This window comes from Candidatus Methylarchaceae archaeon HK02M2, assembly GCA_024256165.1.
Lineage (GTDB): Archaea > Thermoproteota > Nitrososphaeria > Nitrososphaerales > JACAEJ01 > HK02M2.
Genome location: JAKLZG010000008.1, coordinates 26,355 through 48,133, shown reverse-complemented (window position 1 = coordinate 48,133; position 21,779 = coordinate 26,355). Strand labels below are relative to the sequence as shown.

Annotated in this window: 21 protein-coding genes; 7 read left to right on the top strand and 14 right to left on the bottom strand. The window is 36.4% G+C overall.

Annotated elements, in window-relative coordinates; translation table 11 throughout:
* The 5 genes from gatE to L6N96_00650 form a co-directional block, all read left to right on the top strand.
* Positions 1-1,206: Glu-tRNA(Gln) amidotransferase subunit GatE (gene gatE / locus L6N96_00670; protein MCP8322678.1), on the top strand; the 1,206-nt coding region annotated here is incomplete at its 5' end.
* Positions 1,207-1,242: 36 nt separating this feature from the next.
* Positions 1,243-1,755: a hypothetical protein gene (locus L6N96_00665; GenBank protein MCP8322677.1), complete on the top strand. Its 513-nt coding sequence runs from the start codon at positions 1,243-1,245 to the stop codon at positions 1,753-1,755.
* Positions 1,752-2,261 carry a hypothetical protein gene (locus L6N96_00660; GenBank protein ID MCP8322676.1) on the top strand — a complete coding sequence of 170 codons (510 nt, stop codon included), beginning with the start codon at positions 1,752-1,754 and terminating at the stop codon, positions 2,259-2,261. Before L6N96_00665 ends, L6N96_00660 begins: the two co-directional genes overlap by 4 nt.
* Positions 2,262-2,314: 53 nt before the next feature.
* Positions 2,315-3,463 carry a hypothetical protein gene (locus L6N96_00655; protein MCP8322675.1) on the top strand — a complete coding sequence of 383 codons (1,149 nt, stop codon included), beginning with the start codon at positions 2,315-2,317 and terminating at the stop codon, positions 3,461-3,463.
* A 156-nt stretch (positions 3,464-3,619) separates the two neighbouring features.
* Positions 3,620-4,804: a cofactor-independent phosphoglycerate mutase gene (locus L6N96_00650; protein ID MCP8322674.1), complete on the top strand. Its 1,185-nt coding sequence runs from the start codon at positions 3,620-3,622 to the stop codon at positions 4,802-4,804.
* A 47-nt stretch (positions 4,805-4,851) separates the two neighbouring features.
* On the opposite strand, the gene afpA is transcribed toward L6N96_00650, so the two are convergent.
* From afpA to L6N96_00625, 5 genes are all read right to left on the bottom strand, one after another.
* Entirely contained in the window at positions 4,852-5,421 is a 570-nt protein-coding gene (gene afpA / locus L6N96_00645; protein MCP8322673.1) for an archaeoflavoprotein AfpA, read from the bottom strand.
* Between the two features lie 26 nt (positions 5,422-5,447).
* Positions 5,448-6,329 carry an LLM class flavin-dependent oxidoreductase gene (locus L6N96_00640; GenBank protein ID MCP8322672.1) on the bottom strand — a complete coding sequence of 294 codons (882 nt, stop codon included), beginning with the start codon at positions 6,327-6,329 and terminating at the stop codon, positions 5,448-5,450.
* A gap of 2 nt (positions 6,330-6,331) precedes the next feature.
* A complete protein-coding gene (locus L6N96_00635) occupies positions 6,332-7,300 on the bottom strand; it encodes an LLM class flavin-dependent oxidoreductase (GenBank protein MCP8322671.1) in 969 nt (322 codons plus the stop codon).
* Positions 7,301-7,468: 168 nt separating this feature from the next.
* Positions 7,469-7,705, bottom strand: a complete 237-nt coding sequence (locus L6N96_00630; GenBank protein MCP8322670.1) for a hypothetical protein — start codon at positions 7,703-7,705, stop codon at positions 7,469-7,471.
* A 285-nt stretch (positions 7,706-7,990) separates the two neighbouring features.
* Positions 7,991-8,341 carry a hypothetical protein gene (locus L6N96_00625; protein MCP8322669.1) on the bottom strand — a complete coding sequence of 117 codons (351 nt, stop codon included), beginning with the start codon at positions 8,339-8,341 and terminating at the stop codon, positions 7,991-7,993.
* A 214-nt stretch (positions 8,342-8,555) separates the two neighbouring features.
* Here L6N96_00625 and L6N96_00620 point away from each other — a divergent pair, with 214 nt between their 5' ends.
* Together L6N96_00620 and aspS are read left to right on the top strand one after the other, a co-directional pair.
* Positions 8,556-9,065, top strand: a complete 510-nt coding sequence (locus tag L6N96_00620; GenBank protein ID MCP8322668.1) for a hypothetical protein — start codon at positions 8,556-8,558, stop codon at positions 9,063-9,065.
* Positions 9,052-10,368 carry an aspartate--tRNA(Asn) ligase gene (gene aspS / locus L6N96_00615; protein MCP8322667.1) on the top strand — a complete coding sequence of 439 codons (1,317 nt, stop codon included), beginning with the start codon at positions 9,052-9,054 and terminating at the stop codon, positions 10,366-10,368. The genes L6N96_00620 and aspS overlap by 14 nt, the downstream gene beginning before the upstream one ends.
* Positions 10,369-10,408: 40 nt before the next feature.
* Here the strand turns inward: aspS and L6N96_00610 are convergent, their stop codons facing one another.
* The 9 genes from L6N96_00610 to L6N96_00570 all read right to left on the bottom strand — a co-directional run bounded on the left by L6N96_00610 (position 10,409) and on the right by L6N96_00570 (position 21,659).
* Positions 10,409-11,599: an AAA family ATPase gene (locus L6N96_00610; protein ID MCP8322666.1), complete on the bottom strand. Its 1,191-nt coding sequence runs from the start codon at positions 11,597-11,599 to the stop codon at positions 10,409-10,411.
* Positions 11,600-11,623: 24 nt separating this feature from the next.
* The gene (locus tag L6N96_00605) at positions 11,624-12,373 is read right to left on the bottom strand and encodes a hypothetical protein (GenBank protein MCP8322665.1); all 750 of its coding nucleotides are present in this window, start codon (positions 12,371-12,373) and stop codon (positions 11,624-11,626) included.
* Positions 12,342-12,557 (bottom strand): hypothetical protein, encoded by a 216-nt coding sequence (locus tag L6N96_00600; protein ID MCP8322664.1) that lies wholly within the window; start codon positions 12,555-12,557, stop codon positions 12,342-12,344. Before L6N96_00600 ends, L6N96_00605 begins: the two co-directional genes overlap by 32 nt.
* A complete protein-coding gene (locus tag L6N96_00595; GenBank protein ID MCP8322663.1) occupies positions 12,554-13,195 on the bottom strand; it encodes a Snf7 family protein in 642 nt (213 codons plus the stop codon). Before L6N96_00595 ends, L6N96_00600 begins: the two co-directional genes overlap by 4 nt.
* 178 nt (positions 13,196-13,373) lie before the next feature.
* Positions 13,374-13,817: a NusA-like transcription termination signal-binding factor gene (locus L6N96_00590; protein MCP8322662.1), complete on the bottom strand. Its 444-nt coding sequence runs from the start codon at positions 13,815-13,817 to the stop codon at positions 13,374-13,376.
* Between the two features lie 88 nt (positions 13,818-13,905).
* Positions 13,906-14,217, bottom strand: coding sequence for a ribosomal L7Ae/L30e/S12e/Gadd45 family protein (locus L6N96_00585; protein ID MCP8322661.1), 312 nt, complete (start codon positions 14,215-14,217; stop codon positions 13,906-13,908).
* Positions 14,210-18,025, bottom strand: a complete 3,816-nt coding sequence (locus tag L6N96_00580; protein MCP8322660.1) for a DNA-directed RNA polymerase subunit A' — start codon at positions 18,023-18,025, stop codon at positions 14,210-14,212. The genes L6N96_00585 and L6N96_00580 overlap by 8 nt, the downstream gene beginning before the upstream one ends.
* Positions 18,026-18,038: 13 nt before the next feature.
* Positions 18,039-21,398 carry a DNA-directed RNA polymerase subunit B gene (locus L6N96_00575; GenBank protein MCP8322659.1) on the bottom strand — a complete coding sequence of 1,120 codons (3,360 nt, stop codon included), beginning with the start codon at positions 21,396-21,398 and terminating at the stop codon, positions 18,039-18,041.
* A gap of 3 nt (positions 21,399-21,401) precedes the next feature.
* Positions 21,402-21,659 (bottom strand): DNA-directed RNA polymerase subunit H, encoded by a 258-nt coding sequence (locus L6N96_00570; protein MCP8322658.1) that lies wholly within the window; start codon positions 21,657-21,659, stop codon positions 21,402-21,404.
* Positions 21,660-21,779: the final 120 nt, after the last annotated feature.

Below are 21,779 nucleotides of genomic sequence, written 5' to 3'. Positions count from 1 at the left end.
GAAGTTAAAGGAATTCAGAAGCTAGATATGATATCAAAGATCGTTGAGTTTGAGGCTACTAGGCAGACGGGATTGATAAAGATAAAAGAAGCGCTTGAGAAAAAAAATGTGAAACCAGAAGATGTGGGCCATCCTATAAATGTGACAAGTTTATTCAAAAACACAGAGTGTAAAAGAATAAAACAAGCTATAAAAGAGAAGGGCATTGCGCTGGCTATAAGGTTAAAAGGTTTCTCAGGGTTGTTAAGTTATGAGCCATATCCAGAAATTAGATTAGGTAAAGAGATGGCTGAGATTGTCCGTTTTTATGGATTGGGTGGCATTTACCATTCTGATGAACTACCTGGTTATGGCATAACAATCGATAAAGTAGAAAATCTGAGGAGAATGTTAGAAATGTCTGAAGAAGATGGATTTGTGCTCTTAGCAGGACCAAAGGATAGCGCTGAAGATGGGATGATGGCGATCGTTGAGAGGGCAAAGGATGCTTTACAAGGAGTACCTTATGAGACTCGTGGTCCAACCCCTGATGGTAAAACAAAGTTCATCAGACCTAGACCTGGACCTGCTAGAATGTACCCAGAGACGGATATTCCTCCAATAGCTATTACAAAAGATTTGTTGTCAAAGCTCAAGAAAGATGTACCTAAACCTTGGGAAGAGCAGATAAAAGAATTTATGTCCAAGTATGGTTTGAGTCAAAAACTTGCCATACAAATCTTCGACTCTGAATTTTCAGAATTTTTTAAAACCATAGCGTCGAAGACCAAAATTCAACCAAGTGTAATAGCTGCGACATTAACAGAGACGCTCATAAGCTTATCAAGATCAGGTTTCAACATCGATCTTCTTAAGGAAAGTACGTTAACAGAGCTCTTTTTAAACCTTGATAAGGGAATGATATCAAAAGAAGCAATACCTGAAATTCTTGAAGTCGTTTTAGAGGGGAAAGTAGAGAGAATCGAGGATGTTATTAAAAAGTTAGGAATTGTAACGATCTCAGAAGCAGAACTTTTGCAACTTATCAGAAAAATAGCAATAGAGAACAAGATCTTGATCAAAGATAAGGGAGAGCGATCATTCAGCATCATTATGGGCAAGGTCATGAACATTGTCAGAGGACGGGCTGATGGATCAAAAGTTGGAGCCTTTTTGAAAAATGAAATTGAAAATGTAATGAAAGAAGAAGAAGGTATAACAGAGTAAAAAATAATAAATAAGTGTTTTCAGATTCATTTACATATGTCGGAGAGTATTGTAAAGATAAGGGTTAGATTGGGTGCAAATGAAGCGGAAATAGAAGCTCCACTCTCATCAATCAAAGAAGCTATACATCTAGTTCCTGAAGTAGTCCAACATTTGCCTAAAAGCGTATCATTACCCTTACAAACCAATACTGGAGCCAGGATACAAATTAAGGAAAAGTCTGAGATTTCTAAGATTTTACCAGAAATCAAGGTAGAGAAAGAAGATTCGCTACCTAACGTTATTGTAAAGTTCTTTCAGGAGAGTTGGGGAAGGAAGCCACATAAACTGAATGATATAAGGGATGTATTAGAATCGTATGGTTTGATTTACCCAAAGCAGTCCGTAGCTGTTGCACTGCTCAGACTTGCAAAAGATGGAAAGTTGAGAAGGTTCAAAGATGAGAGCAATGAGTATGTTTACACAGCATCGACAAGCCTTGCTGTAAGTAATCCTCCAACACCTCCGAAAAATATTGAAGTAACCGATAAGGGTGTGATTATTGGATGAGTCTAGAAAAAAAAATGCTTAATATAGTGGTCACTTATGGCGAATTAAGAGCTGAATTCAGTGGAAATCCACAAAATGTATCTTCTTCGGTTAATGAATTCTTGGCTAAACATATACCAAATATAGAACTGGCATCTAAGGTTACCCTGAACTATTCACTAAATGAATTAATAGAACTCTTTAGCGATTATGTAAAGATTACACCAGAGGGCCCGATAGTCTGGAAAAGTGAAAAAATAAGTGATAAGAAGACATTGGGGCTCCAACTTGTAGCAGCCAGAATAAATCATGAGCTTGGAAAAACATTTTCACCATCCACAACTTTAAATGAGATAAAATCGGCTACTGCTCTTAATCCTAAGTCCATAAGCTCTAGAATGAGTGAGATGACAAAACATGGCTATGTTGAAAGAGAGCAAAGCGAAGAAGGCATAAATTACAAGATAACTACTCAAGGTATTCATTGGCTAAGTAAGACGCTAGCCAAGAAGTCTAAAAAGTCATGATTTTTTTTACGGTATCAAGATATAAACCTCTTTAAATAAAATATTAATGACATATGGAAAATCGAAAAGAACACCATCTATATATGATTGGAGAGAGGTATGATTTAGGCAAGTTAGTGACGTTTATACCAAATAAGTTAGTTCCAATACATAACTGGTTCTACTTTAAAGAGGGTTTTTCAAGAGATTTTATGTTATTAATGTTTGATTGGCTTAAGATCAAAAAAGCTGATTGGATATTAGACCCTTTCTGTGGATCAGGAACAAGCCTTTTAGCATCAAAGGAATTTGGGGTAAATGCAGTAGGAATCGATATTTCCCCTCTTGCAGTCTTTGTGACACAGGTCAAAACAGAAGATTACGATCTAGATAAGATCAAAGATTCTGCTAGGGAGCTTTTCTCAAAGAAGTTTAAAAGATATGATATTGGAAGATTAAGTCAACTTACAAAAAGAGCTTTCTCAAAATATTCACTCGAAGATATACTTTTTTTTAAGGAAGAGATAAGACGCATAGAAGACCCAAAGATAAGGAATTTTTTTACACTAGCTTTGATGAATTCAGCAAATAAAGTAACGTATGCATATAAGGATGGGGGGGTTATCAAGATATTCAAAAAGTCTTGTCCCCCTCTGAAGAAGGTCTTTAAAAGAGTCATAAAAAGAATGATAGGTAACTTAAAGAAAGCTTACTTCAAAGGCTCCGAGATCAAGATCTATCTTGGAGATGCAAGAAGGATGGATTTCCTTAAAGAGGAACACTTCGATTCTGTTATAACATCCCCTCCATACTTGAATAAAATAGAATATACAAAGGTCTATTCAATAGAGTATGATCTATTCTTCAATGATCTAAAGGTTGATAATTTAAGATCATATATAGGATTGAATCCAAAGAATATCAAGGATTTGTTCCCAGAATTAAATTTACCAGAGATAGCTAAAGCGTACTTACAAGATATGAATGAGTCAATTAAAGAGATTTACAGAGTTATGAAGGATGGGTCCAATTGTGTCATAGTTGTTGCTGAAGGTGCTTTCCCAGAAAGTATAGTCCCTGTCGATGTACTTTTAGCAGATTTGGCTGAAAGAGCAGGGCTTGAAGTTGAGAAAGTAGTCGTTGTGAACAATAGAGTTGTAACTAGAGATAGAACTGTAAAGATAGGCAGGGCTAGAGAAAGCATAATCATAATGAAGAAGTAATTATCTCAATTGTCTTCTTCATCATATTACACATCATAGCATTATTTATTGATCAACAAGCATAGTATGTAATCACTCATATCAACTAAAAGTTTATGATATTGTACCAATAGTCGTACAGTTCTGATGAAATACATATTGATAATCGGGGATGGAATGGCAGACCACCCATTAGAAGAGTTGGGTGGAAAAACACCTTTACAAATAGCAAATCATCCAAACATGGATTTTATATCATCTAGGGGCTTATGCGGAAGTTTGGAGACCGTGCCTCAAGGGTTGGATATAGGAACAGATGTGGCAATTATGTCTATATTAGGATATAACCCAAAAAATTTTTCTGTAGGAAGAGGGCCTTTGGAAGCAGCTAGTATGGGGGTTAAACTTGGTCAAGACGATCTGGCTTTGAGATGTAACCTTGTAACTGTGAAAGAAAATATTTTGATAGACTACTCAGCAGGTCATATCTCAACCGAAGAGGCTAAAGAGCTGATCGGATGTATCAGTGAAGCGTATAGAAGAGCTGGAGAGATCGAGTTCTTTACAGGTGTAGGCTATAGGCATCTGCTAGTACTAAGAGGAAGTAGATATTCAGATAAGATCTTATGCACACCACCTCATGATGCTTTAGGCAGTTCAATTTTTAAAATTCTTATAATACCAACTGATGAGAGAGGCACAAAGACGACCCAAACACTTAATGAGATGATTATTAATTCTAAAGATATACTCTCTAACCATCCGATCAACATGAGAAGGGTTAAAGAAGGTATGAAACCTGCAAATACGATATGGCCTTGGGGTCAGGGGAGAATGTTAAACTTTCAACCTTTTTTTGATATCCACGCAGTCAGAGGCGCTGTAATCTCTGCAGTCGATATTGTCAATGGCATAGGAGTTTTCGCAGGTATGAATATTATACGAGTCCCTGGCGCTACGGGCTATTACGACACCAATTACGAAGGTAAAGCGGACTATGCACTAAAAAGCCTCGAAGATCATGACTTTACATTAGTTCATGTAGAAGCGCCTGATGAAGCTAGCCACATTGGTGATTACAACTTGAAGATAAGAACTATAGAGGATTTGGATAAAAGATTGATTGGTAGATTACTGAATCGTCTTGAGGCTGATCACACCATCGGAATTTTATCGGATCATGCTACTCTTACAGATTTGAGAGTTCATGCAAGAGGCCCCGTTCCTTTCGCCATATTCTCAACATTACAACATAATGGGGACGATATTATGCATTTTAATGAATTTTCAGTTAAAAAAGGATCCTTAGGGATAATAAAAGGAGAGGATTTCATGCCTCTTTTTCTTAGAAAGAATCCTTAAATCCAAAGTATAGGATTTTGAGTGTTTCCAAGATAAAGATAATCTATTTATGTCATATATCTTTTTAATATCTTCTCAATCTCTAGAGGCCTAGTTATAACCGTTATTCCTTTCATTCTTTTCAGCTTCCTTGTGTTCTCTAGATCGATGTCTCTCATCGTTAATTCAAATTTCTCTCCATTAGGGAGAATAGTTGTTACATTTTTAGTTTCTGTTTCTTGGTCTACAGGTAGTATGTAAATCGGTACATTACCTTTATTAGCCTGTGAGACTGCATTCGTTATTAAAGTGTCCGCTATCCCATTGACTATCTTCGCAACTGTATTTGCAGTTGCAGGAGCTATTAAAAGAAATTTGAACTTCCCTAATTGTAGCGGACCTGCTATGAAAGGTTCGTTAGGTCCTTTTTCTACCATAATTCTTGGAGATATACTTTCCAATTCATTAAATAAACCGTACCATTTTAAAACCATGACTGCTGATTTTGATAAAAATATTGCAACCTTTACATCGCCACTTTTTACTATCTTCTTCATAACTTGAACCGTTTCAGGCATATAATCTCCTGAACCGGATATCCCCCATGCAATCTTTGTAGTAAGCCTTTTTTCGCTCAAGTCAAATTCAACTCATGATATTTGTTTTATTTATTTAGGGATTTCGCCAAATCACGTATAGTGTCAATCGAATAATCTTGAGGATATGAGAAGACGATATTCGTAACACCTAGATTTTTGATTGTCAAGATATACTCTTTGAGTTTTTTAGAAGGCATAGATATTGAAAACTCTTTTATTATCTTTAGAGGAATTCTTTCAAAAAAGGAGTTATCCGGTCTGCCATCAAATCCATACAACTCCTCATAGAATCCTAAAATCTTTAAAAATCTATCTGAAGAGCCCAAAATGACAGCTTTTGCGGATCTGTAAAGAAGCTCATATATATCTTGATCGAAGATATCATAAATATAGGAGGGTGCAAAGATTCCTACTTGAAAAAAATTTTCTATACTTCCGATTTCACTTTTAGCCCACTCGATAATACGTGGCGAGCAGAAATTAAGATGTAAACTATCAAATGAAGAAGCGATTCTAAGCATCTTGGGACCTTGGGCACCAAGTGAAATTTCGAAATTCAATCCTTGTTCTTCAGACTTTTTCATTATCTCAACCTTAGCTTTAAGAATGCGATCTCGAACACTTTTAAATCGGAAAACTCCAACCTTTTGAAGTTGATTCCTATCTCCTGGCACTAGACAAAGTTCAAAACGCTCCCCATAAGCACTGATTAAAGAGTAAAAAGCACTTACAATCTGATGGCAAGTATGCAAAAATGGACTGAAACCCAATCCAATCTGAATTTTACTGGTCCTTGATGCTATCGCAGAAGCAACTATGGGCACATATCTCTGGCTAGGCATATCGCAAATCCAAATTGAATCCAATCCTAAACGTTCAGCCTCTATACCTTTTTGAACTATTCGATCTATTTTACTCTCTGAATTTAGGTGAAGGCTATACTTCATATCTATTTCCACGCCTCTAATACATTTACGATAGAACTTTGCCAATTCAATCCGTAAGGAGGGCCGAAGACAACTTCATCCACTCCAAATTCTTTAAAAGATTTTAATTCTTCACAAATTTGTTGAGCATTGCCAGAAATACTAAAATCTCTTATAAGATCTTCTGTAACCAATTCTGATGCCCTTTTTATACCAAATTTTAAGATTGCATCACGAACTTTCCTTATTCTCATATCGTCGATCCCAGAAAGCTCTAATACTTTTTTAGGCGTATCAGAAATTATTATAGAAACTACCTCCTTTGCAATGGCTATCCCTTTACCATCTTTAATTAAAACTGTCGGAAGCCATACTACTATGTTAAAATTCCTGTATGGATTTTTACTTTTTTCTAATCCTTTTTTAACTATGTTAGTTGCCTTTTCTAGATACGATCTAGGTCCGCTTATGATTACGCCATCAGCTATTTCACCCGCCAGTTCAAGTAATTTAGGACCTCTAGCTCCAAAATAAATAGGAATCTTTAATTTACTTCTAGCTGAGTAACCATCAAGTACAAATCCTTCTTTAGAAGTTACCTTTTCGCCAAACCAAATCCTTTTTAGAATATCATTAGCATTTCTTAAAATCTGTAAAGGGTTTTTAATGACTAAGCCCTTTTTGGACAAGTCTTGAAGACCACCTATGCCCAATCCTAGTATAAATCTCTCTTCAGAGTCAAGCTCAATCAATCCTGCTGCAGCTCGAGCAATGGTTGTGATATTGCGAATTAATGGGCTAGTTATTCCTATGCCAACCTTTGTGAAGCTTGTTTTCAATAGAAATATGCTTGTTAAAGTGAAAACGTTATGTAAACTATCAATATCTTCCCCTATCCAAATTCTATATAATCTCGTTTCTTTAGCTAAAGTAGCTAACCATCTTACTTTTTTATAACTCGCGTTTGTAGTCAGGCCTATACTTAAATTCAATCCTTGGTGCGACCTTATAGTGAAAGATTTTTATTAAATTTTTATTTGCCATATGACAAAAATAATTAGTTATCTTAAAAGCAAAATGTAGACTCAAAAATGATTACAAATATTCATCTTCTTTGATTAAAAGAAGATATCATAATGTTGAATTAACTTCTTACTTCATCATTCTTCTTTTAATTCTCCTACTAAAGGAAATCTCTCTAACACCTCTGCTTCATGAGGAGCATCTTCAAGTTCATTAGTTAGATCTTTTCCTGCAAAATGTTCGTCTTGATGTTCACCATCTTCCCAAAGGTAACTCTCAGAGACATCATAGACTTTACCCTTATATGCAGCATAGGCAGGCTTTCCACCTTTGCCATTAAATTCCTTTAATTCCTCTCTAGTAAATATCTTCATCTTCCATCCTCATTTTATCTCCCAAAAAGGGAGAGTATTATATAAATATCATGTATAATTTAACTTAACTATCAATATTATTAATTTGTGAAATATTTCAGATGAAGAAAACTGACAATTTCTTTCCTCTCGTGATGATTTATTATAACAATTGGTTTGATCTAAAATATTATTTATTATCCTTTGTGGGTATATTTCTATATTCTAATTAAAAAGTGAAATCAAAGCAGCATCAAAATGGTCTAATTATTAAAAAAGATTTTTCCAAGTTATTTAACAAAATACCTATCTTAAAATTACGAGTAAATTTTTGAGGAGGCTCATCTTCTTTTCACATTCTTGTAAAGCCTGATTTAGAGTATTGTAAATCTTCTCTCTAGAGGCTATCAAATGGAAAGCGTCACATTTTCTCTTTACTATCCCAGCCCTCTCCATCTCTCTTATTTGTTCTGCTAATCTTGGAAGTGAGAGCTTCGTAAAATATAGAAGATCGGTCCATTTCTTTGGGCTTTCAACTAAGGAGAAAATGATAGTCAACCAAATTTCTCGCTTTGAAGGGTCTTTTGGCCAATATGAATCTTTTATATTCTCAAATTCTTTTTCTTTGTAATCAGCATATTTAGGAAGTTCTGGCATAGAACAAACTTAGTTAAATCTATTTAAAAAGGATACTAAAAAATCGCATGAGGTTCTGATGCAAGATAGAGAAGTAAAAAGATGGTTTAAAATATTGAAAAAAGAATACAAGATATTTATCAATTCTTGAAAGTAAAGATAGAGCGCATAGTAAAATAATATTCTTATTAAATGCGTAAAATAAATTTACTACCTCTTTTTACTATATCTTAATTTGAGGACGCCCATCTGTGCTTTCTGCGCTAAAACAGGAGTCTTATGCCCAAAATGTGAGACTAAACTGAAGAGCGGGCATATAGGCAAATCAGATGTTGAAATATCAGTACGATTAACAAAACTTGCCGACAAGTTGCCCGATCTTGATAAAGTAACCTTGATTCGTGCATTAGATTTGGGTGGGGAGTATATTTTTGTAGTTACAGCAGGCGATCCACACATATTAAGAAAAAATCCTCAGACTATGAAAAAGATAGAATCTGAGCTACAAGGAAAAGTATGGTTAATTGAAGGAGATGCTTCTGATCGTAAGATGTTAGAAGATCTTTTTTATCCTATTAGGATTGCAACAGTAAATGTTGTATGGCTTCCTGATGGGAGCAAAATAACTAAAGTCGTTATATCAGGTAGGAAGACAGAAAGACTCCCTCTTGACATCAAGAAAGTCAAGAGGATTGTCAAGGAAGTCAGGGAAATTGACCTTTTGGTTGAGTTTGAAAGATATTAAAAAAGGTTCAAAGAGGAGGATTTTTGCATCTGAATTAGATAGGAACCTCTTAGAGGAGAAAGTTAGTGTAGCAGGTTGGGTCGAAGACGTAAGACCTCTTGGCTCTTTGCTCTTTTTAACGGTGAGGGATGTTAGCGGAATCGTTCAAGCTGTATTCAGAAAGAGTAATACGCCTCGGGATGCATTCACAACTGCAAAGATTTTAACAAGACAAAGTATTGTAGTAATTCATGGTACTGTAAAAGAGAGCAAGGCTAAACATGTAAAGGTGGAAATTCAAGCTGATAGTATAGAGATAGTCTCTCCAGCCACTCATCCTTTACCTATAGATCCAACAGGAAGAGTTGATTCCTCATTAGATCTAAGATTACATGCTAGAGCTTTGGATCTTCGAAATCCTTCAACAGCAGCTATTTTCAAGATAAAGCATTTAGTTTTACAATCAATTCGGAAAACTTTGATTGATGAGAGATTTATAGAAGTAAATACGCCAAAAATAATAGGGCAAGCAGTTGAAGGGGGAGCCACCCTTTTCTCTCTAGATTATTTTGGAAATGAGGCTTTTCTGGCTCAATCTCCACAACTTTATAAAGAGCAGTTGACTTTATCCTTAGAAAGAGTCTTTGAAATATCGACCTACTTTAGAGCTGAAAAATCTCATACAAGGAGGCATCTCAACGAATTTGTAAGTGTAGATATAGAATCAGCCTTCTCATGCAAAGATGATGTCATGAATATATTAGAAAAAATAATTGTTAAGGCTCATGAGGATGTATTAAAAAACTGTCAAAACGAGTTGAATATACTAAATAGAGACTTAGATATTCCTAGAATTCCTTTTAATAAAATAACCTACTTCAAAGCTTTGGAAGAGTTACATGATTCTGGTTTAAAAATAAACTTTGGAGATGACTTAGATACTAGAGCTTTAAGAATTCTTGGAAGAAAGCATGAAGGCTTCTATTTCATTATAGATTGGCCAACTAAGCTCAAACCTTTCTATATAGAGATTGATGAATTAAATGATGAAATTTCAGAGTCATTTGACCTAATGTACGGGCATATAGAACTTGCATCAGGAGGAACAAGAGTGTCAGATAAAAAAAAGTTAGAGAAACGTCTTTTAGAAAGTGGTCTTGACACTAAAAGTTTTTCAGATCATTTAGAGGCTTTCTCCTGGGGGATGCCCCCCCATGCAGGTTGGGGTCTAGGCTTGGATAGATTTATTATGGTTTTTACAGGAATGGAAAATATCCGTGAGGCAGTATTGTATCCCAGAGATAGATTCAGGTTAACTCCTTAAATTTCTTCTGAAATATAGGGTATAAAAATTTAAACGATTTTTATAATGCTTTAAAATTATCACTCCAAGAAACATAAGCTCTAAGCATATCTTGAGACACGCTTGGTCTTCTCATCGTAAGGATATTTTTAAAGTCGTCTTGAGTTATCTCCCTTGTTTGAGATGATTCGTCGCAAGCATCTCCACAGTCAAACAGCTCTGAAACTACTCTTATCTGGACAGCTTGGCATATGTCCCTAATATCACTACCTGAGTAGCCTTCCGTCATCTTTGCAAGTTCTCTTAAGTTGACTTCTGGATTAAGCTTTAGAGGTGATGTATAAAGCTTTAACATTTCCATCCTTGATTTCAAAGATGGGAGAGGCACATATATTCGCTTCTGGAAGCGCCTTAAGAAAGGCCAATCTAAAGACCAAGGCTTATTGGTTGCTCCTATTACATAGAGGTGGATTCTCTTACCTTTATCGATTATTCCATCCATTTCCTTAAGAAACTGATTTCTTACTCTAATCTCTCCCCCAACTTCTTGTGACCTCGATCCAAGCATCGAATCTAGTTCGTCTATAAAGATAATTACAGACTTATCTCCTTCCGTCATCTTCCTTGCTGAATTGAAAAGCTTAGCTACATTCTTTTCTGCTTCTCCCAACCATTTTGACATTATAGTGGCTGCATCAATAGTTATAAAGTTGCTATCAATCTCTGAAGCTGTAGCTGCTGCAAGCATGGTCTTACCACAACCAGGTGGCCCAAAAAGTAATAGTCCTCTGGGCCAGCCCAATGGGAAAAGATCTGGCCGCTGTGTTGGGAATATTATAGACTCTCTTAAAGCTTTTTTTGATTCGTCTATGCCTATCACATCATCCCACTTCACATTAGGCTTTTCTTTTAAGACAAGATCGCTATAAGACGCTTTCAAAGATTCGACTATTTTGGGAGCTTGTCTAGATATTGGGCTGTATCCAGGTCTAAAGATTTCTTCCTTCGAGTCATCTTGTATAATTCCATGTGTCGAGTGAAGGGCTTTAATTCTTTCTTGGTAAGCTCTAGCTCTCTCCAAGTAAAGTTTGTTCAACTTATATTCTGGATATAATTTCGATAATTTTATCAAAGTTGAAATAGACTTTTGATACATAACTATCGCCATACCATGAGCGCCTTGAGAGTCGAGTCGGATAGCCTTTGAGGCGTATTCACCAGCTGCATCCTCCAATTCTTTAGCAACCCCCATGCTCAACTTCTATCACTCAACCATTTAGTGATCAACTTCATCTAAAGCTTCCAACATATTTAAATTACCTTTATGTTCAGATATATAATCAACTATTGCTCTATTAATTTTTGAATTGATTGGTGATAAACAGGAAGATTCATCAACAGCTTCTCCAGTTATCAACATAGCCACTTTTTTTGGTTTCTCAATAACGATATTATCTTTATTCGATATAATCGACTCTAAAGTCTCATCTTTTAAAACTTTCTTTTCCACATATTTAATGGCATCTTCGATTAATTCTTCCCCTTCTTCTGTTATTAAATCGATGCTTAATCTGGGAGATAAATTTTGTAGTTTTCCATAAGTTTCATTAAATGTAGAATTAAAATCATTAAAAAAGCTCTCAAAGCTAGGCAAAATTCCAAATATGGACTTGCCGACTTCTTTCATAATTTTTAAGGTAGAGCTCAAATTATAAACAACTTCATTAAGATCCCTAAATATTTCTAGCCTAATCATGATTTGAATAAGGGCCAATTCACAAGCATCAACTATCCGAATTAAATTATCAAGATTCAAGTACTCTGTTTCATAAAGATTTATTTTGGTATCGTTTTTATACTCACTCTCCATTTTTCTCAGCTCTAGAAGTCTTTTAATTCGGTTTCTCAATCTATACTTTACGTTATTGATATTTCTTCTACGAACTTCTATCTTTCTGATAGCTGATGATACTTTGATCTTCAGTCCATCATTCTCATCCTTTGATAGCGATTTGAAGAGATTCAAAGAACTTTCGCCCTAAATTTTGGATAGAGGATTCCAAATTATAAATAAAATCTATTGGATCATTTTTATCTTTAAAAGAAAAGAAAAAGGGTAGACAACCGTATCCCACGTCTTCTCTGGAAGTTACAGGCTTTCTTAATTTTGTAGGGATTATGGCTGTCATGCCCATTCGTTGTTGTTTCATTCTAGACCTTCAGTAGAAGGGAGTTCATCTCCCATCGGTAACTCTGGGAACTTGTCTTTCATTCTTTGTTCTGCTACAATTGAGGCTTCTGATATTATTCTCTCAGCATCTTCATTGGCTGCTTCGAAATTGAGTGTATAACCTCCGAGTTGTCCAGCATCTACAAGGATGCTGCTAAGTAGACCGCTGATCTCTCCTATTTCTCGATCGGCTTCTGGCAATACACTTCCAAGTCCTGACTTCACACTTCTTATAACAGCCATTGCTGGAGTAAGTGTTACGACTACATCACCAAGTTCCTGGACAGTATTTAATCGTAAGACTATCTGCTCAAGTGCTATTTTTGCCTGTGTAACCATCTTGTTCATCTTTCTTATTTCAGCTAGTTCATTTGCAAACACCGATGCATGTGGCATATCATGTTTTTGAATAGCCAAAACTACTTTGTTAAATATAGCACTATCCCTATCCTTTAATCTAGTAGTTGTAGAATCGAGCTTTGAGACTTGGGCTTTAATCTGCCTTACCGCTGCATCTAGCCTTGGCTTCAGAGGACCTGCTGGTCTTATGGCCTCCTTGACCCTTTCACCGACCGTTGGGGATGATGACTTTGTCCATTTATCGGCAAATTGTGGCATCTTCTATCCAACACCTAAGAAGTGTATTAAATCCGTTAGTGATAAGAAATAGAGTATAGAAAATTAAACCAAATAGTAAAATGACATCTTAAATTGAATGTATAGTCATTATATATTTTTTAAATAAAAATATATAATATATAATGAACTTTATTTAATAATCGTTTATATAGTATAATTAATGTGCAACAATATGGATTTTGTCTATTTGGAAGTATCGCTTTGCTAGAAGCCTTACTTTTTCAGCATTCTTTCCACCTTTTCCAACTGCAGCACCTTTATGTCTTCGGGAAACAACTATAACTCCCATTTTACTGCCATCTAACTTTTCTGTAAGTCTTATATCACAAATATATCTGCGATTAAGTGCATTTCCTATAAACTCCTTGGGATCTTGAGAATACTCTACAAGCTCAACTGGCTTTCCTATGAGCTTTTCCAATGTTTTTATAGATTGACCATTCTTACCTATGGCAAGACCCATATCCCCGATATTTACTACGAATATTACTCGATTCATTTTGTCGTCAATGATACAATCTTTAGCTGTAGCGCCACTAATGCTCTGAAACAGGGATATTAATCTAAACTCGTCAGATGTCAATTTAATTTTTTCCGTCATAATCGATACGCCATGTAACTAAGCATCATATATCTTTAAAGGTTGAATTTAAGCTTTTTAAAAATGGTCAAGGTTATTAAGTCATTTGTCATTCAAGGTTGCTTATTATTGGATTCAGATCGACTTCTCCAGACGACTTTATCGATATCGCAGATATAAGGAAAAGTTTTCCACAGATCCTTCCTAGGTCCATAGAGGTTCCCCTATATTCCATGAATGGCACTGATAGAGATTTACATGTTCGAATAAGCTCCGAGGTTCGTTCTTCAGATAAAGAGGTTGAGTAAATCACAAGTTTAGACCCTTTTATGGATTTAGATACTTGCTTAGTACCAATAACGACCTTTCCAGTCTTTATTACTGTCCTCAAAATTTTTTCGAGTTTTTTTTCACTAATCATTTTTATCGCTTTTCATAAATAGATCGATCATACCTGTGCCAATAGGTATTGGAAGACCGACGATCACATTCTCGGTCACCCCTTTTAATTCCTCTACCTCGCCTTTCACCGATGCTTCAACCAGGGTAGGGACTGTTATCTCAAAAGCAGCTCTAGCAAGTACGCTAGGCTTTTTTCCTGCAATTCCATGCCTCCCAATAGATTGGAAAAAGCCTTTAGAAGTCATGAGGTCTGCTAAAAGTAATATATGCCTTATATCAACTTCAAGACCTTGTTCATCTAAAGTGTTCATGATCTCTTTTATATGCGCTGCCCTTACTGCTTCGATACCTAACACTGCCTCTATTTCATAAATGCTGTTTGTAGTTGTACGTGAACGATCCACCCCTGGAATTTTTAAAACTTTAGATAAGTTAGAGCCTGCAGTTTGCATCATCCACTCATTATCTTTCTTTACTATGGTAATATGATCTATTCCTGAAACACCTTTTACACGCATAGTCTTTATCTTGTCATTTAGAACGGATATTGTTGAAAAATCAGCGCCTTCCATCGTTATAGATATAGAACCATCGTCATTCATTTTCGCTTTACGTTTCCCAGTCTTTAGGGATAAAGCTTTAATAATAAGTTCAGGGCTACAGTCTCGTTCTTTAAGTGCTTCTTTGTTTAAAAATAGCTTTATCTCATAACCTTTCTCGCTATAGTTAATTTCACTATATTCAACCAAATCAGCAACTTTGGTTAGAAGAATATCCTTTGCTACTTTAAGGGCATTCTCTTCGGTAGATTTATGAGCCTTATCTAGATAGATGTCCATAGATGGTGTTGAAGGTTGCTTTCTTGCATCTACAAGTTCGATGAGCCTAGGTAAGCCTAATGTGACATCCCTTTCCTTTACGCCTGCAAAATGGAATGTCCTTAAAGTCATTTGTGTACCAGGCTCACCAATAGATTGTGCAGCAACAATGCCACAAGCCTCCCCAGGTTCAATAGTTGCTTTATCGAGTAACTCTACAACCTTTTTACAGACATTTTTAATTCCTGAAACCTTTAAAGGAATCTTAAGTAATGAAGCTTTCAGGTTTTGGATCAGTTTAATGTTTAGTTGTTCTGAATATTTATTTAAAATCTCATCTAATCGTTCTTCTTTTAATAGTTTTTCTCTCTTATTAGTCAATGCCTCAATTTCGACTAAATGTTCTACATTTACGGCTTTTCCATGGTCACTCTTAGCTGGATCGATACCGTCTTCACCGTACAAGAACTGTATAATATTACCAAAGGGATCCCGCACAGTTAAGTCGTATTCTGCCTTTATATGTTCAAGTGCATTTATTAAGCGCCTTTGCATATATCCGCTTTGCTGAGTTCTTACAGCTGTATCGACCAATCCTTCACGCCCTCCTATAGCGTGGAAGAAAAATTCTGTTGGGTCTAATCCTTCTCTATAATTGGATCGGACAAAGCCCTTTGCATCTGGCGTGAGATCCCACGGAGGAAAATGAGATAGAGGGCGACCTTGATAACCTTTTTCAATACGCTTTCCCCTAACAGATTGCTGTCCTAAGGCAGCCGTCATCTGCCCTATGTTCAAGCTTGAGCCTCTAGCCCCAGTTCTAGCCATTATGACACCGCTATTGTCAAGAGGAAAAGCTTGATCAGCGGTCCGTCCCACACGATCCCTGGCCTTAGCCAATTCATTTACAATATAATATTCTAGAGTTTCCTCTGAAGATAGTCCTCGAACAGTTGCAATTATTCCTTTTTTATATTGATCGATATATTCTGTAATTTTTCTATAAGAATTTTTTATTTCATCATTTATGATCTTCTTAGCTTCTTCATTAAGCATCAAACCATCGTAACTATAAGAGAAGCCATGCATTGTAATGTATGATTTTAATACTGAAAGTATTGAGTTCAAGAAATTACTAGCTACATCAATACCATAATCCTTTGCGATCCTATGAAGAAGACTATCAGGTTCTTCGGCTCCAATTGCAGCCCTATCCATTACACCACTAAATAATGAACCATTCTTGATCACTATATCTCTAACAGCCTTACCTTTTCCCAAGCTAATAACCCATTTAGAGGTCATTGTATAGTTGAAATCTTTTGGTAAAAATAAAGAGAATAGCTGCTTACCTGTATAGAGTTCTATAGGCTTGCTGATCTCTGGGTTAGGTATTGGTCCATAATATCTACCTGCAAGCGCCAAATTGGCGAACTCTTCTTTTGTTAGGAACGTGTCCGGTTTAGTTAAAAGGTACGCAGCGGTAATGAAATCCCTTATGGCACCTATTATAGGGCCACCATACCTCGGTGAAAGTATCTGTTGTTGAACTCTCATCAAAGTTAAAGCCTCTGATCTTGCTTCCTCGCTTTGTGGCACATGTAAGTTCATCTCATCCCCATCAAAATCTGCATTATAAGGTGGGCATACAGCTGGATGCAATCTAAAAGTTCTAAAAGGCAACACCTTAACGTAATGGGACATGATAGACATCCTGTGTAATGAAGGTTGCCTATTGAATATTACAATATCACCATCCATCAAATGCCTTTCAACTAAAAAGCCTGGGATGAGCGTATTGGCTAAAGTTTCCCTATCACTAACGTAATCGAGCCTTATTTTAACACCATCAGGTCGGATTATATAATTTGCACCTGGATGCTCATTGGGCCCATTTTTAATTAGTTTCTTTAAGAATTCAATATTCCAAGAAGAAACTTTTTCTACTACAGTCACCTTTTTAGCTACTTCAAAAGGTACTCCAACTTCAGATATCTCTAGACTTGGGTCTGGTGAAATGACAGTCCTACTGGAGAAGTCGACGCGCTTACCCGATAAGCTACCTCTGAAACGACCTTCTTTTCCTTTAAGACGTTGACTAATAGTTTTCAAAGGGCGGCCCGATCTATGGTGAGCTTGTGGTATCCCTGAGACTTCATTGTCAAAAAAAGTAGTCACGTGGTATTGCAATAAGTCTACCAAATCCTGAACTATTAAAGGAGGAGTTCCCGATGCCTTACTCTCTCTGACTCTCTGGTTAACTCTTAATATATCGACGAGTTTATGTGTTAGATCGTCCTCTGACCTTATCCCAGACTCAAGTGTAATTGATGGTCTAACAGATAATGGGGGAACTGATAAGACTTGCAAGATAAACCATTCAGGTCTTGATGATTTTGGATCGTAGTCCAAAAGCTCAAGATCACTATCAGGGATTCTCTCAAATCTTTCTCTTATGGCTATAGGTAATAATCTTATTGCTCCACCTTCTTCTGTTATCTCATGGAATATAGTAGGCTTTGTAAATTCTATATCATATTGCTGTTTACCACAATGGGGACAGATTTTGATCTTCTTAGCTTTAGCTATTATCTCTTTTGAAATATCTTCTCGACATTTTGGTGTAAAATTGCAATCATTAGTGAATCTTTTCCTATAGTTCTCTAGTTCAGCTTCAGATATTAGAAGTCTTCCACAAGCCCGACAGATAGATCGAAGTAATTTATAAATGACTTTGACAAAGGCTATATGCAATACAGGCTCTGCTAATTCGATATGGCCATAATGACCTGGACATCTTGCAGTGGTATTTCCACATGTGGCACATTTTTGGCCAGGTTCTAAAGTGCCTAATCTGTTATCCATGAGTCCACCTTGAACGGGTATTCCATCTTCATCGTATGTTTCAGGAGTAGTTATTTCAGTAACAGAGTATTTTCTTATTTGATTTGGGGAAAAAACTGTAAATTTAATGGAGTCTATAGTTTTAATAGATTCTTCGAGATACATTAATTATGCACCTTTATACTTTACCCTTTAAGATTAACTTAGGCACGATATTCAGACTTATCATTTCTTGTAGTAGAAGCTTAAATGCATATGCCACAACAACTACAGATATCTCCGCTGATTCACCGCATACTCTACATACATATTTTCTTTGCCTTGTATCATAATAAGCAATCAAACCACATCTTTCACAAATATGAAGCTCAGTTCTGTCAGCTTCGTCAAGTAGCCTATCTTTAAGAACCATTGAGGCGCCATAAGCTATCAAGCAATCTCTTTCCATCTCTCCGAACCTTAACCCACCGCCTCTTGCTCTACCCTCAGTAGGTTGCTTTGTAAGCATCTGTACTTGCCCTCTTGCCCTAGCGTGAATCTTGTCTGCAACCATATGGTGTAGTTTTTGATAATAAACTACACCCAGAAAGATGTTCGTTTTGTATTGTTTTCCGGTTTTTCCGTCAAACATTACTTCCATTCCTAAAGGATGAAAACCTGCTTCAGTTAATATCTTTTCTAATTTATCTGTTTTTTCCCCAGTAAATGCGGTACCATCAATAGTAACACCTTTAATCGCGGCTACTTTTCCTGTTATAGATTCTATAAATTGACCAACTGTCATTCTTGATGGGAATGCATGAGGATTTATGATAATATCAGGAACGATCCCATCCTCAGTATAAGGCATGTCCTCTTGATTCACTAAGAGGCCTATTACACCCTTCTGCCCATGCCTTGAGGCAAATTTATCTCCTATCTCTGGGACCCTCATATTTCTAACCCTTATTTTGAACATCTTGCCACCATCCACACTCTCAGTTAGAAAAACACTGTCTACGACTCCTAACTCTGAGGGTCTTATTGCAATAGAAGTATCTCGCCTATATGGACCCCTTATTTCGAACTCCCTATATTCTTCCATAAACCTAGGTGGACTGGTCCTCCCTATGACTACATCTCCTCCATAAACGTTGGCTTCATGCATAACCACACCATCAGATTCTAAAAGACGGTAGTACTTCTCACCACGATATCCTCTCACATTATCATCTGGAGAGGGAATTTTAAATTCATCTTTCATACCACCCAAATATTGCTTAGCTTCAGCTTCGTAAAGTCTATAGAAGAATGAGCGTGCAAGCCCTCTCTCTACAGAAGATTTGTTCATTACTATTGCGTCTTCTATATTATATCCTTCATAAGATAGTACAGCAACTAAGCAATTTTGTCCTATAGGTCTCTCTTCTAATTTTATTAATGAGGATGAACGCGTCGCAACTAGAGGTTTTTGAGGATATGCTAGCAAATGGCTCCTCACATAAGTAGAGATAGGAAACGTGGGCAAGGGAAAACCTAATGATTGTTTAGCCATGGCAGATTCGTACGAATTACGTGGCGATTGGTTATGCTCAGGATACGGTATCGTAGAGGCTGCAACTCCAAATATTACAGATGTTATCAATTCAAGGTGAGTATGCTTCTCGTTTAGAGAATGCATATCAATGGCTACTAGACAGTTCTCTTCTTCGTTCGCATCAATCAATTCTATTATACCCTGCTCCAGTAAATCACGCCATTTGAGATTATTTTGTAACACTTGTGCAATAATTTCATTATTTAAAAGTGGTTTCCCGTTTTCCACTATAATCAGGGGCCTCATGACTCGCCCAGAGCGCGCAGATATGTAAATCCTTCTAGTTCCTCTCGGGTCCTTTGGTATATAAAGAAAAATGCTAACATTAGGATTAATCAACCCCTGTCTACGTAACTTCCTGAAAGATCTAGCAAAGGATTCACCATCATCTACGTAACCTATGAAGCTACCTTCTAAGAAGACTTTACAACCATTTTTTCGTAGTTCTTCACCTATTTCTGAAATAGACTTAACTTCCAACTCAAATAATTTATCTATAATATCAGACTTTGGAACGCTTACAGAAATTATGGTCGAGAGAGCAAGATTTTTTACAAGACCGCAGTTAGAACCTTCTGGAGTTTCGTTGGGACAAATTCTACCAAAGTGAGTTCCGTGAAGGTCTCTAGCCTCATAATTGGGCTGACTTCTACTCAAGGGCGACTGAATGCGCCTTAAGTGACTGATTGTTGAAAGGTAGTTCGTTCTATCAAGAAGTTGTGTAACTCCAACTTTACCTCTACCCCAATTACCCGTTGCTATTGAATTTCTTAATTTATCTGTGATTATACCGGGTCTTATAGCGGCCCCAACCGCATTGATGCCACGCCTCTGACCCATTTTCTCGAGCTGATACCTCATATCCCTTACCATACTACGGAAAGCGGTTCTAAATAGATCAGCTATCATCTCCCCAGCGAATTTAATAACTTTATTACCATAATGATCTCTGTCATCTATTTCAACCCATCCAAGCTTTAATTCAAAAAGCTTAGAAGCAGCTTCGCCTAGGAATATAGCTTTACTCATACGATCTTCTGATGATCTGCCCAAATGTGGTAGAAGTCCCCAATCAAGTAATGATTGAGCTCTTCTAATCCGAAATTCATCGAGCATTCCATATGCTATTCTATTTCCTATATATATCAGAGCTGCTTCTGGAGACATAACATTACTTGATTTATCAAAAGATATATCTAGAAAATTTTGAACTTCAGGTTTTATTGAGACCATCTCAGCAATTTCTTTATCTGATTTAAGTCCTAGTGCCCTCATTATTATTATAAACGGGAGTTCAACTGGAGATGTCGGAACTTTAATATAAAGAGCACCGTCTCGTTTCAATGTTAGTTCAAGTTTCGCTCGATAACCAACTATTGATGAATAGATCTTTGCCTTGTATAAGGACACACTTCCGCTCTTTTCATAATCTACTAAAATTTGATTAGGGATAAGATCCTCAAGACCAACTATAACTCGCTCAGAACCATTTATGATGAAGTAACCTCCTGGGTCATCTGGATCTTCACCAACACGGATTAAATCTTCTTTACTCATTCTATTAAGGGGGCATATAGAGGATTTCACCATAATGGGTAGATCTCCAATATAATGGCTTTGCATTTCTCGTATAGTATCATTCTCAAGTATACTCATTTCCAAGGATATCGGTGAAGTGTAAGTAAGATCACGTAATCTAGCCTCCATCGGCAGAATGTTACTAACAGAGCCATCAATCTCCACAACTCTAGGAGGCCCGATAGAAACCTTACCGAACTTTACCTTATAAGAACCTCCAATTGCTTCAATCTCCACTTCTCCAATATCACCTATGATATTTTGGATGTCTTTTGGAACAAAATCATTGTAAGAGTTTAAGTGCTGGCGAGCAACTCCTTCTTTCTCAATTATATCTTGCATTATAACCCAAGGATCGAATTCTTGGGTCTTTGGTATCCCCATATATTATCCCTCCACCACATAACGGTAATAGATATTTTTTCCTGCTGTTTCACTTTTCCTAGTAATTTTAATCAAATCTCCAAGTTTTGCTCCTATTTCCTTGACGACCGGATCGGTACCTAAAATGTATGGGAACTGATCTAATTTTGTATTATATCTTTTAAGAACCTTTTTTATTTCTTTAGGGGTCAATATCTCATGCTTAGATACAAGGATGTGCTCAGCAACTGCTACATTTCTTTCTTCAGAATTTTTCTTCATTACAATCACTAATTAGGATACATATGCTATTTGTGCCTTAAAATAGAAAGGAATGATATTTCGAAATAACTTGTTATATTTAAACTTTTATAAAAAGTCTAAAGTTTACCCTATTTTAGT